This window comes from Candidatus Formimonas warabiya (genome assembly GCF_002777255.1).
Lineage (GTDB): Bacteria > Bacillota > Dehalobacteriia > Dehalobacteriales > Dehalobacteriaceae > Formimonas > Formimonas warabiya.
Map to the genome: position 1 here is coordinate 2,091,676 of NZ_CP017634.1, position 12,381 is coordinate 2,104,056.

The window sequence follows — 12,381 nt, forward strand, 5'->3', positions numbered from 1 at the left end:
TCATCCTCCTTCGATATTGGTGGCCTTTCTGCTCTTTCCTAAAAAATGACCGGTGTTAATACATTAATAAAGACCGATTTTTTTTGCAGGGGATTGGAAATAAAATGGGGTAAATTGGAGGGATAATGGATCGATTCCCCGGCTTTCACCAGATATTCCTTGCCATCCACATTAAAGATGACAGCCCCTTCCAGAATATAATAAAACTCCTCTCCCGGATGGTTAAACACTTGATCCTGGGTGTGCCCCGGCTCTAAGGTTACATAAAGAGGTTCCAAGGTTCTGTTGGGAAATTCTCCCCCCAACCTGCAATACTCGGCGCTTCTTCCCTCAATTTTAAAAGGCCGGTAGTCGTCAAGCTTCACATGATAGGTATGGTTGGTAACGCTGTCAAAAAAATAAGTGATGGGCACATTAAAAGCGTCGGAAATTTTCTTTAAGGATGTAATCGCTAAAGATGAGGTTCCTCTTTCCACCTGGGACAGAAAGCTAATCGACAAGCCTGTCTTTTCACTCAGTTCCTTCAAAGTAAGATTCTGTTGATTTCTAAGTTCCCGGAATCTAATTGCAATTTCTTCCAAGCCATTTCCTCCTCAGCATTTTTTCACGCCAGCAAAATTAAATTATTTGTATAAATTACGATATTATTGTAATTTTTCCTGCCTCACGGTAAAATTTTTTTGAAAAATTTAAATATTTAAAATAAAAAAAGACATCCATCCAAACAAACCCTGTTTGGAGGACGTCTTTGCCCTCTCCATTACAGTAGAGCTACATTTTTTGTACTTATACTTCATTTTTTATAGTATACACCCCATTTGGGAAAAAAACAATCCTTCTTTTTTTCACTGTTAACTTCCAAAATACCGAGAGCGCTGGGACATCCCCATGATGCATCAAAGTGGGGTTGACTTCTTTTTTCAGAAACAGGAACCGGTTAGGTTAATAGGCTTCAATTTCAATGGCTCCGGAGGGGCATTCCTCGGCACAGAGCCCACAGGCAATGCACTTGAAGGGTTCCGTCAGTTCATCATGGGCATACATGGTTTCCGTGGGGCAATTCTCCACGCAGGTGAGACAGCCCACACAAATGTCTTCCCTAATTCTCACAATGCCGTTTTCATCTTTCTCAATGGCCGGCACCGGGCAAATATCGGCACAGTGGCCGCATTGGTTGCACACATGTACAATATAGCCTTTGTCGCCGTTCTCCTCAATTCTAATGGCACTTTTTTTCCCGTTTTTCTCTTTTCTATATGCTTGGGAACAGACTTCCTCGCACAGACGGCAGCCTATGCACAATTCGGATTTCGCAACCAGTCTTTTCAATCCTCTTCACCCCCGAATTTTTCTCCGACCTCCATATTCCCTCTGCACCCTGTAAGACTTTCCCGAATCAGAACTGCATCTTTACCAGCCTCATTAGAAATGTCAATAGGTTTACCTGCCCGGCCGGTCAGGTAACGCAAAGTTGACCGGCAGAAATTACATCATACCGGCCGGTCAACTTGAAGTTTATATGATATTTTTATCTGTTCATTTTCCGGGATGAGATGCCTTTATACGACAGAAGGCTCCAAGAGCAGTTCCCCGCGACGGAACCGGTCCAAACCAAATTTTTCAATGGGCATGAAGCATTTTTCGCCCATGATTTTTTGTGCTACCAGTACGGAGGTCTGAGGGCCGACCATGAATCCGTGTCCGCTGAATCCGGCCAGCACCCACATTCCTTGGACATCCGGAACCTCATCCAAAATGGGGTTGGCATCGGGACTCATATCGTATAAACCCGACCACTGGCGCACGACTCTCAGGTTCTTTAAGAGGGGCAATACGGAAAGGACCTGACGGGACACATCCTCAAGAAAGTCCCAACTGGAATTAATGTTAAAGTCTTTTGGTTCATGGGGGTCACCCACTCCCATGATAAAGCTGCCGTGGGGCGTCTGCTGGCAGTAAAGCCGGCGGCTGAAAGAAATCACCATCGGTCCCTGGGTCGGTTCCACAGGTTCGGTGACCAGGGCCTGGTGTCTCTGGGGGTAAAGGGGTAAATCAAAATCTACCATTTTGCAGACCTTGCCGGCAGCATAATTCGCTGCATTAATCACTAAAGGCGCATCGATATTTCCCCTGGTCGTCTCTACGGTCTTTACTTTGCCGTTTTCCGCCACAATACCGGTTACTTCCGTATAGGTTTCAAAGACGACGCCCAGTCTTCTTGCCGCTTTGGCATAAGCGTCCACCACATGGAAAGGATTGGCATGGCCGTCCGTCTGACAGAAAGTGGCCCCAAATAAGCCGTCAATATTTAAGTGAGGAACGATCTCTCTGGCTCCTTCCGGGGTCACCATTTCCACGGGAATGTCCAGACTTTTCTGCACGGCGACATTTTTATGAAACTGGGTCCACTCGCCTTCCGTGTAAGCAACGATCAAATACCCGCCCTGTTTGAATTCAATGTCCATATCATATTCTAATTCTTCATTCATCTGTTCAAATCTTTTTACGCTGTCCCGGGCTAAAATCGCATTGGTTTCCGTTCCCCACTGCTGTCTCACGCCGGCACCACACCGTCCGGTAGCTCCTGAGCAAAGATATTCCTTTTCCACCACCACGATGTCTTTCATGCCGCGCAGAGCCAGCTCATAGGCCAGGGAACAACCGATCATGCCGCCCCCGATAATTACTGCATTTGCCGTTTTTTGCACGTTACTCACCCCCTGCATAAGTTCCCAGTTTAACCGGCTTCACCGGCGGCCGGAAAGTAGGCATAATAACCTCTTCCACACTGACTCCGAAAGCCTTTGCCAATTCCTGGGCAATCAGCATCCGGCAGGTCCGGCCCTGACAGGGTCCCATGCCCGCCCGGATCACCCGCTTAATTTCATCAATGGTCCGATATCCTTGATCGATGAGCGCTCTAATATCTTCCAGGGTGACATCCTCACACCGGCAGACCATCACCTTATTCTCCATGTGCAACCCCTCCCAGACGAATATTGCGCACTTCCATGCAAAGCTCCTGAGGAACAGCAATCCAAACCGTATAGGTCATGTTTTTCTTTCCACCTGACACGACTTTTTTCACTTCAAAGGTGCCTACTTCTTCTCCCGCTCTGTTTAAACAAACCACTTTTTGTCCTACCTCGGGTACCGGCACAAACTCGTAAGGAATCCGGACAATGGCTTCCGTGGGGCTATAGGAGCGGTCTACAACAAAGATGGCCAGGCCAGGACAGCGGCTGATGCATACGCCGCATCCGTTGCATTTGGAAAAATCCATTTCCGGTACATCGTTAATATCCGCCATGGGCAAAATTGCGCCCTGTTTGCAGGCTTCCGTACACGGATTGCAAGGAATCTTCTGGAAGCACTCAATAATGGCCACCGGTCCTTGCTGCATCCTTTCTTCGGGCGGATAAACCTTTTTCAGATCATCCACAGTAGGAACTCCTGTTTTGATTAGCATGCTACCCCCTCCTTGCCTGTCAGTTTCAAAATTCCCTTCATGGTCTTCTCACCGGCAGGACCGGAACGCAATTCATTCAATTCTTCCTGGGCTTCCGCCTGCAGTTTCGGCGCCACATCCTTGCCGTATCCTAAGCTGAAGGCGGCAGAGATGCCGGCCAGTCTTCCTTCTACCATGGCGGAGCTGGCTTCTTCCACCCCGCTCACATCGCCGGCCACATACAGTCCGGGACGAGTGGTTTCTAAGAAATCATTGCGCACAGGCACATGACCGGAGAGTTCGGGCACATACTTCATTTCACATTCTGCCTGCCAGCACAGTTCCGTCAAGGGGCTCAATCCCACCGCCAGACACATAACATCGGCTTTGATATCCTGTTCTGTTCCGGGGATGGGCTGCCACTTTTCGTCCAGCTGCCAGATGATGGCACCTTCTAAGGTATTTTCCCCATAGGCTTCTTTAATGGTATGGGACGTGAGAATTGGTACCCCCGCCCGGCGAATCTTTGAAGCATGGACCAGGTAGCCGCCGATCTGAGGAGCGGCTTCGATCACCCCGGCTACTTCCACGCCCGCCTGCATCAGCTGGTAGGAAACAATGAGACCAATATTCCCGGCCCCTACCATGAGCACTCTTTTTCCCGGAACGACACCGGCTACGTTCATCAATGTCTGCACCGCACCGGCCCCGTAGATCCCAGGCAAGTCATTGTTGGGGAACACCAAAAACTTTTCTGCCGCGCCCGTGGCGACAATAATTTTCTCCGGTTTAATCTTGATATGTTTGCCGTCGGCTTCGGCGGTGACCACGCCGTCTTCATAAATACCTAAAGCCGTAGTATCTTTCCAAACTTCCACTTTAGGATCCTGCTCCACTTGGTCTAAAAGGAAATCACCGATATGGATCCCCCGGTCTCCGGCATATTGCTTCTTGGAGCCAAAGAATTTATGGGTCTGTTTCACCAGCTGGCCTCCCGGCTTGCCGTCCCTTTCTAAGATCAGAACACTGGCGCCCAGTTGGGCAGCAGCGGCAGCGGCACACAGGCCGGCGGGTCCTCCCCCGATCACTAATATTTCCGTTTGCTTCATCTCAGGCACCCCTTCCCCTTCTGAGTTTCCACCTGTATACCGGGTTGTACTTTTTCCACACAGATTCTCACATTGGGTTCACCATTCACAACCATCAGACAGGAGGAACAATTGCCGATGGCACAGAACAATCCCCGGGGACGGTGCAATTCAGAGCTATGCCCTAAGATCCGGATCCCTGCCGCATGTAAGGCGGCAGCGATTGTCTCCCCGGCGTAACCGTCAACAGGCTGTCCATCAAAGAAAAATGATACCTTTTCACCCCGCTGAAAATCTAAGATTGGGTGCTTAACAATACGCATTACAGTCACTCCCCTCCAGTAAATAGATTCCTGTCATGAAATAAGTAGCAGGCTGAGAAAGGTGCTTGCGCAAAAATTCTCAACCTCAAAGCATTTCCATATAAATGTCTTAACATTGCAAATTTTATGCCAATATATAAAAAGGCTGGCCCCGGTGCTGGAGCCAGCGGAAAATACTCATTTTGCATCCCTTTCGTGTCTAGTTTCTGCACACACGTGTCAACTATCCGACACATCATTCCCTTTACTGTTTTATATCCAATTTTTTCATTTTATAATAGAGCGTGCTCCGGGGAATCCCCAACCGTTTTGCCGCCTTGGATTTATCTCCCCCCGCTTCCTCAAGGGCCTGGAGAATAATCTCTTTTTCCGTACGGTCGGTGATATCCGTTAAAGTCGATTCGGTACTGGCGATTTCTCCGGCGGTGAATCTCTTCAGCTTCATGGAAGAAGGCAAATGGTCCTGGAGAATCATCTTGTCCTCGGCCAGAATGACCATCCGCTCCACCACATTGCGCAGCTCCCTGATATTTCCTGGCCAGGGATAGTTCAAGAGGGTGGTCATCACCTCCGGAGCAATTTGGACCATATCCCGGTTTTGCTGGAGACAAAACTCCCGGATAAAAAGGTAAATCAATTCCGGGATATCTTCCTTTCTCTGCCGCAGGGGAGGTATTTCTAAAGACACGACGTTGATGCGGTAATAAAGGTCCTCCCGAAACAGGCCGTCGTTGATCATCTGCTCCAGATCCCGGTGCGTAGCGGCAATCACCCGCACATCCACGTCAATGGGATCACTGCCGCCCACTTTATAAAAACGCTTATTTTGCAGGACTCTTAGCAGCTTCACCTGCAAATCCAGGGGCATTTCTCCTATTTCATCGAGAAAAATAGTCCCTTGATGGGCGATTTCAAATTTGCCCGGTCTTCCTTTCCGGTCGGCGCCGGTAAAGGCCCCGGACTGGTAGCCGAATAATTCACTCTCAAACAGGGCGGCCGGAATCGCCCCGCAATTAATAACCACAAAGGGTTTATTGCGGCGGGAACTTTCGTTATGGATGGCTTCGGCAAACAGTTCCTTTCCGGTACCGCTTTCTCCCCTGATCAGCACCGCCACATTGGTATTGGCCACCCGTTGCGCCAAACTGATGCTGTCCCTTAATTTTTTGCTGTGCCCGACAATTTTTTGAAAAGCATCATTGGGCCGGTGAATTTTGGTAATTTCATTTTTGAGCTGGCGCACCTCGGAACTGGCCTTGGACAGCTCGTTATGCAAGCTTACGGTCTCGGTAATATCCCGTTCGGAGCAGACGCTCCCCAAAACCTGGTCCTGATAAACAATGGGAGAAGCATTGATCAGCACATGGGTACCGGGAATCGGTTGATGGTAATCATTGCGCACCCCTTTTTTCTTCATCACGTCCTTGCTGATCACATGGGTGACCACCAGGCTGGAAAAGAAGCGGTTAATTTCCTGGCCCACAATGGTATGGGCGGGAATGCGGTACAATTCTTCCGCCCTTTTATTCCAGCCCACCACCACATTCTGCTGATCAATCATGGTAATGGCTTCGTTTACCGTATCCATCAGGGTAGTCACGGAACACTCCAAATGAAGCATCTGCTCCCACAATAAGGACAACATCCGCCCTGCCTCGATCACCCCAAGGGGGAAGCCCATTTTATCAATCAAAACGCCCAACTGGCCGGGAAAAGAACGGATGAGGTCAATTACCTTTGCCAAAGGGGTATCGACCGGAACGGGGAAACCCTTCACCGCCAGGTCTCCAATTTTTCCCCTATCCTCCAATTTCAGAAACTCCGAAGCCAAAACCACATTCCAGGAACTGTCCGGGCTGGGCCAAAGCATGGCTGCCAGCTGCTTTTCTCTGATATTGAACCGCAACACCTCCGGGCTTTGCTCGGGATCGATTAACGCTACCGGTTGGTAAATCAAATCTTCTATTTTCAGCGTTTCACTTGCACCTTTGAACATGGCAGCACCTCAGGCATCCGTGATTTTGGGACATGATTCTTAATCCTTATAATTCGACTGAATTTAAAAAAATCCTTTCTGCCAAAAAGATGCATTCCCCCGGCTGAGTGCTTCAACGCCCTTTCCACTCTACGACGGTGCCATTTTCCAGGGATTCCGGCACATCAATAATTCTTTGGTTTGGCGAGCCCCGGTAGGCCAAATTCAGGTCCCGCCGCTCATGCATATAGGGGCCGTCAATCAATAGATCCGTTAAATGGAGCAGTTCCCTCACCGGGGCATCACGCCGGGCCCTTTCGGTTAATTGTTCGTATGTGTACCCGGAATATACGTTCACATTTTTCCCCATCTTTTTTGCTGCTCTGGCTAACGCGGCACATGCTTCCGCCTGGCAAAAAGGCTCTCCGCCGCTTATTGTAATTCCCGCAATCATGGGCAGTTCCTGGAACTGATCGATGATCGCGGCTACCTCCCAAACCTGACCCCCCTGAAAATCGTGGGTCTCGGGATTATGACACTGGGGACAGTGATGGGGGCAACCCTGGACAAAAACCACAAAACGGATACCCGGCCCATCCACGACACTTTCCGGCACGATGCCGGCTACTCTGATTTGCATCCATATCAACCTTCCCTCAGCTGATTAATTCATAGCGACTGCATCAGGCCGACCTACATATACTACGGTACTCCCGGTCAACCCTAAAAATAAGGGAGCTGATTTGTTCGCTCCCTTTCTTGCCATCTTCTACATATGGGCCTTTCTGTCTCTCAGCTCGGCCAGCTTGGAGTCATTGAACCTATCCACCGTACTGAAATAACCGGTAATGCGCCGCACTCTCCGGATCGCGCCGCTGCCGCAAACCGGGCACTCATCTTCGTTAATCACCCCAATGTGGCTGCACCCCAGACAAAAGTCAATGGGAAAGTTGATGCCCGCATATCCCATATCGGAGGCGGCCATGTGCCGGATGATGGCCTCCACGGCCTCTACATTATGCAGGGGCGGTGACGCCAATTCCACATAGCTGATGTGCCCGGCGTTGCAGAATTTATGATAGGGGCCCTCCAAAGACAATTTATGAAACATGGAGATATCAAAACTAACAGGGATATGGAAAGAGTTGGTATAATACTCCTTGTCCGTAATCCCGGAAATGAGGCCATATTCTTCTTTGTCATGGCTGACGAAGCGTCCCGACAGCCCTTCGGCTGGCGTAGCCAGAAGCGTATAGTTCAGGTCGTAGTCTTCGCAAAATTGATCAATCTGCTTGCGCATATGCGCCACAATTTCCACGCCTAATTCCTGGGCTTCTTGAGACTCCCCGTGATGCTTGCCGGTAAGGGCGGTTAAGGCTTCCGCCAAACCAATAAAGCCAATGGACAGGGTCCCGTGTTTAATCGCTTCCTCAATCCGGTCATAAGGGCCCAGCTCTTCCGAATCCAGATACAAATGCTGTCCCATCAGGAAGGGCATATCTCTCACTTTCAGATTGGCCTGCACCTGGTACCGGTGGTAGAGCTGACGGGCTACCAAATCCAGGATATGGTCCAGCAACCGGTAAAAATTATCCACATTGCCCTTTGCCTGCATCCCTAAACGGGGCAAATTGATGGAAGTAAAGGAAAGGTTTCCTCGTTTTTCCGTAACCTCCGGACCCCGGCGGTTGGCCATCACCCGGGTGCGGCATCCCATATAACTGACCTCTGTGCCAAATTGTTTATTAAAGCTGGCATCCATAAAGCTGAAAGTGGGATTCATGCGCCGGGCGGCAACCCGCATGGCCAGTTCAAAGAGGTCCCGGTTGGGATCTCCCGGATTGAGATTAATACCTTCTTTTAAACGGAAAATGATATTGGGGAAAATAGGATTCTCCCCCCGGCCCAATCCTTTTTCATAGGCGAGCAGTAAATTGCGCACTACCTTCCGCGCCCCTTCCGAGGTTTCCGTTCCCACATTGAGGCTGGAAAAAGGCACCTGAGCGCCCGCCCGGGAATGCATGCTGTTCAGGTTAAAAATCAGGGCTTCCATAGCCTGATAGACTTCTTCCTCAGAAGCTTCGTCCACATAAGGGGCCACGTCCCGGTCGAAAAAAGCAAAAGATTGGCCTCCGTGCATATCATTCTGGGAACTCTGTAAAATGATGGCCGCTAAAGCGGCGGCAGTACCAGGCCGCTTGGGCGGGCGGATATAGCCATGCCCGTTGTCAAAGCCGTCTTTTAACAATTGGCCCAGGGGAATCTGGACACAGGTGAGGGTTTTGGCATAAAAATCCAAATCGTGGATATGAATATCCCCACGGCGATGCGCCAAAGAAAATTCTTCCGGAATCAAGCGGGACAAATAATAGGTTTTGCTTGCTGCGCTGGCAATCTGAAGCATTTTGGCGGACGGGGAATTGCTCACATTGGCGTTTTCTCTGCTGGTTTCTACCAGAATCTGCCGCACCGCTTCCATCAGGTCCGACTTACCGTCTCTTACCCGGTTGCGCCTGTCCCGGTAAATAATATAAGCTTTCGCCGTCCGGGCATGTCCAGACTCGATCAGCACTTTTTCTACGGCATCTTGCACGTCTTCTACGCCGAAAACATTGCCGTTGTATTTTCCTTTTAAATATTTCAGTACTTCCAAAGTCAGCTCCATCGCGGTCTGCCGGTCTTCACCGCCCACAGCCTTAGCCGCCTTAAAAATGGCGTCCGTAATTTTCTTTTCGTTGAAATCAACCAACCGGCCATCTCTTTTTCGAATCGTCGTAAACACCAAAACTCCCCCCGATTTCTCTGTCATTTTTTTTGTAAAAGCAAAATTTCTTCAATGAAAGTATTTATGTCTTTAAATTGCCGGTATACGGAAGCAAACCTGACATAGGCCACTTCGTCCAGATTTTTTAGTCTTTCCATCACCATCTCACCAATGGTCTGGGAAAAAATCTCCCGCTCCAGAGAATTGCTCAAATCCTTTTCGATATCTTCCACTATCCCCTCCAGTTTGCTGAATGATACCGGGCGTTTTTCACAGGCTTTAATGATTCCGTTTAATACCTTTCTGGAATCAAAGACTTCCCTGCGCCCGTCTTTTTTCACCACGATTAAAGGCAGTTCTTCGATCTTTTCATATGTAGTAAACCTGCGTTGACACTTTAAGCATTCCCGGCGCCGGCGGATACTGCGCCCTTCTTCGGCAGGCCGGGAATCTAACACTTTTGAATCCTCAAAACTGCAGAACGGGCAACGCATTTGTCCTTCCCTCCTTCGGCATGTAAAGGAAATCACCTGGTATCTCTGGGATTCATTTTATCCCTGATCAAGAAAAATAAACCCAGGCGCAATATATAGTGCCTGGATATATTATATGATACCAAATCTAGAGGTGTCAACTAAATCCCGCTAATTAATCTACAAAATTTTCCTCTTTTTCTTGGTGCTTCAGCTCTGTAAACCCATGTACCTCCACCAGGATTACATCCGCCCCAATTTTTTTGATTTGGTCCCAGGAGATCGCCACATCGTCGTACCTGCCAAAGATGCCGAGAAATCTGCTTGTACCCGGTAAAATCAACGATTGAATTTTCCCTCGCTGGAGATTTAATTCTATATCTTTAATAAATCCTAAACGTTTTCCGTCCACGATATTAATGATGTCTTTCATGCGCAGCTCGGATACTTTCATCACTTTCTCCCACCTCCTTAAGAATAGTATATGAGGCTGGACAAAAAAGTTCCCTTATTTTTGTTACAAGCTTTCTTAAGTAAGAGGTGCGTAACCTGGGGCGGCTGCCGGAGGATACAAAAAAGGAACCGAAATCTCAGTTCCCTATTCATATCATGCAAAATTGTTAATTACTTTTACTACTTTGCCCGGGCCAGGGACCTTTTCCCAAAAAGGCTTTTTACTTCATCCAGAATCTTAAAGCGGATCACCACATGAGCTGGTTGGGCATTTACCGGCTGCGCTTCTTCCATGCGGTCCGGCAAGTCCCCCACCTGGACGGCCAAAGTGCTGGAAATATCAATGAAACATAAGGGAGGATATAGGACACACCACCAATTGCGCCCGCTGCCTTCCCCCAGCACCACTCTTAACGCCTCATAGCGTCCTGAGGGAAGAACCAAATCGCCGTATGCTTTGGCAGGAAAATCAAAATCTCCCAGTTTCACCGACGCATCATACCCTACTCCTAAGGAAGCCAAGTATAAGTCGGCACTTTTTTTGATCTGGGGAATTTGTTTTACCGCCATCGCCCTGGCCTCTTCCACCGTTTCTGCCTCTTTAAAGTAGGGCGCCATTAATTTTATCACCTGGTCCCGGACCAACAGCTTCACCTTTTGGTCATAAACGGAGTCGCTATTGGCAATCACATGCAACCGGATCAAGTTGTTCGCCGCCAGCGGCGGGGCAATGTATTCCCGATACGCCAACACAAATCCCCCTATGCCAATGGCCAACGCAATCAGGATCATCCCTATTTTTTTTCGGTTTAACATAATATCCACCTCTCCAAATCCTTTTAATTGGGGACATTCCAGTCCCGGGAAACACTCTTACGCTTCAGCTGGTGTGTCCCCTTTCCATACATTGGGGACATTCCAGTCCCCAGACACACCCTCCGGCTTTAGCTGGTGTGTCCCCTTTCCATTAAATATGTTTTTTCAAGTGCATTAAGGCACCCTTTTCCAGCCGGGAAACCTGAGCCTGAGAAATACCAATTTCTTCGGCCACTTCCATCTGCGTTTTCCCGTCAAAAAACCGCAAAGTAATAATTCTTTTTTCCCGCTCGCTCAGTTTCCGCAACGCCTCTCGTACGGCAATCCCCTCGAGCCACTGAAGATCGTGGTTTTTTTCATCCCCAATTTGATCCATTACGAAGATGGGATCCCCTCCGTCATGATAAATGGGTTCAAATAAGGAGATTGGTTCTTGAATGGCATCCAGCGCAAAGACGATTTCTTCCCGGGGAATCTTTAATTCTTTGGCAATCTCCGTCACCGAAGGTTCCCGGGAATGTTTGTTGACCAGTTGATCCCTCACCTGCAATGCTTTATAAGCAATATCCCTTAAAGAGCGGCTGACCCGGATCGGATTGTTGTCCCGCAAATAGCGCCGGATTTCTCCTATGATCATGGGTACGGCATAAGTGGAAAATTTTACATTCTGGGACAGGTCAAAATTATCCGTTGCCTTCATCAGGCCGATGCACCCTACTTGAAATAAATCATCCACATTTTCTCCCCGGTTGGTAAACCTTTGAATCACGCTGAGCACTAACCGCAAGTTTCCGTTGACCAGTTTCTCTCGAGCGCTTTTATCCCCATTCCGCATAGCCACAAATAGTTGTCGCATCGTTTCATTTGACAATACGGGCAATTTGGAAGTGTTGACACCACAAATTTCGACTTTGTTTATCAGCACAATCACTTACCCCCCATAAGGGATTTTTTCAATTTATCATAATTATTGCCAAGGCTAGAAACAAATATACCTAGCAAAATCTGCATTAAGTGAATGGAATAATGGGGGATTGCCGG

Annotated in this window: 14 protein-coding genes; all 14 read right to left on the reverse strand. The window is 48.6% G+C overall.

What is annotated here, in order from left to right:
* Positions 1-38: 38 nt before the first annotated feature.
* Entirely contained in the window at positions 39-581 is a 543-nt protein-coding gene (locus DCMF_RS09765; RefSeq protein ID WP_148134264.1) for a helix-turn-helix domain-containing protein, read from the reverse strand.
* 361 nt (positions 582-942) lie between these two features.
* The gene (locus DCMF_RS09770; RefSeq protein WP_148134265.1) at positions 943-1,329 is read right to left on the reverse strand and encodes a 4Fe-4S binding protein; all 387 of its coding nucleotides are present in this window, start codon (positions 1,327-1,329) and stop codon (positions 943-945) included.
* 230 nt (positions 1,330-1,559) lie between these two features.
* Positions 1,560-2,708: an NAD(P)/FAD-dependent oxidoreductase gene (locus DCMF_RS09775; protein ID WP_148134266.1), complete on the reverse strand. Its 1,149-nt coding sequence runs from the start codon at positions 2,706-2,708 to the stop codon at positions 1,560-1,562.
* Between the two features lies 1 nt (position 2,709).
* Positions 2,710-2,976, reverse strand: a complete 267-nt coding sequence (locus DCMF_RS09780) for a (2Fe-2S)-binding protein (protein WP_148134267.1) — start codon at positions 2,974-2,976, stop codon at positions 2,710-2,712.
* Entirely contained in the window at positions 2,966-3,469 is a 504-nt protein-coding gene (locus DCMF_RS09785) for a 4Fe-4S dicluster domain-containing protein (RefSeq protein WP_148134268.1), read from the reverse strand. The genes DCMF_RS09780 and DCMF_RS09785 overlap by 11 nt, the downstream gene beginning before the upstream one ends.
* Positions 3,463-4,557, reverse strand: a complete 1,095-nt coding sequence (locus DCMF_RS09790) for an NAD(P)/FAD-dependent oxidoreductase (protein ID WP_148134269.1) — start codon at positions 4,555-4,557, stop codon at positions 3,463-3,465. Before DCMF_RS09790 ends, DCMF_RS09785 begins: the two co-directional genes overlap by 7 nt.
* Positions 4,554-4,859 (reverse strand): (2Fe-2S)-binding protein, encoded by a 306-nt coding sequence (locus DCMF_RS09795; protein ID WP_148134270.1) that lies wholly within the window; start codon positions 4,857-4,859, stop codon positions 4,554-4,556. Before DCMF_RS09795 ends, DCMF_RS09790 begins: the two co-directional genes overlap by 4 nt.
* A gap of 244 nt (positions 4,860-5,103) precedes the next feature.
* The gene (locus DCMF_RS09800) at positions 5,104-6,855 is read right to left on the reverse strand and encodes a sigma-54 interaction domain-containing protein (protein ID WP_214659228.1); all 1,752 of its coding nucleotides are present in this window, start codon (positions 6,853-6,855) and stop codon (positions 5,104-5,106) included.
* Between the two features lie 112 nt (positions 6,856-6,967).
* Positions 6,968-7,474, reverse strand: a complete 507-nt coding sequence (gene nrdG / locus DCMF_RS09805) for an anaerobic ribonucleoside-triphosphate reductase activating protein (RefSeq protein WP_148134271.1) — start codon at positions 7,472-7,474, stop codon at positions 6,968-6,970.
* 129 nt (positions 7,475-7,603) lie between these two features.
* Positions 7,604-9,616, reverse strand: coding sequence for an anaerobic ribonucleoside-triphosphate reductase (gene nrdD / locus DCMF_RS09810; protein ID WP_148134272.1), 2,013 nt, complete (start codon positions 9,614-9,616; stop codon positions 7,604-7,606).
* 23 nt (positions 9,617-9,639) lie between these two features.
* Positions 9,640-10,092 carry a transcriptional regulator NrdR gene (gene nrdR / locus DCMF_RS09815; RefSeq protein WP_148134273.1) on the reverse strand — a complete coding sequence of 151 codons (453 nt, stop codon included), beginning with the start codon at positions 10,090-10,092 and terminating at the stop codon, positions 9,640-9,642.
* A gap of 154 nt (positions 10,093-10,246) precedes the next feature.
* On the reverse strand, positions 10,247-10,525 hold the full coding sequence (locus DCMF_RS09820; RefSeq protein ID WP_418219642.1) for a YlmC/YmxH family sporulation protein: 279 nt from the start codon (positions 10,523-10,525) through the stop codon (positions 10,247-10,249).
* Positions 10,526-10,704: 179 nt separating this feature from the next.
* Complete coding sequence (spoIIR, locus tag DCMF_RS09825; protein ID WP_148134275.1) at positions 10,705-11,340, reverse strand: stage II sporulation protein R; 636 nt, start codon at positions 11,338-11,340, stop codon at positions 10,705-10,707.
* A 151-nt stretch (positions 11,341-11,491) separates the two neighbouring features.
* On the reverse strand, positions 11,492-12,265 hold the full coding sequence (gene sigG / locus DCMF_RS09830; RefSeq protein WP_148134276.1) for an RNA polymerase sporulation sigma factor SigG: 774 nt from the start codon (positions 12,263-12,265) through the stop codon (positions 11,492-11,494).
* Between the last annotated feature and the right edge of the window lie 116 nt (positions 12,266-12,381).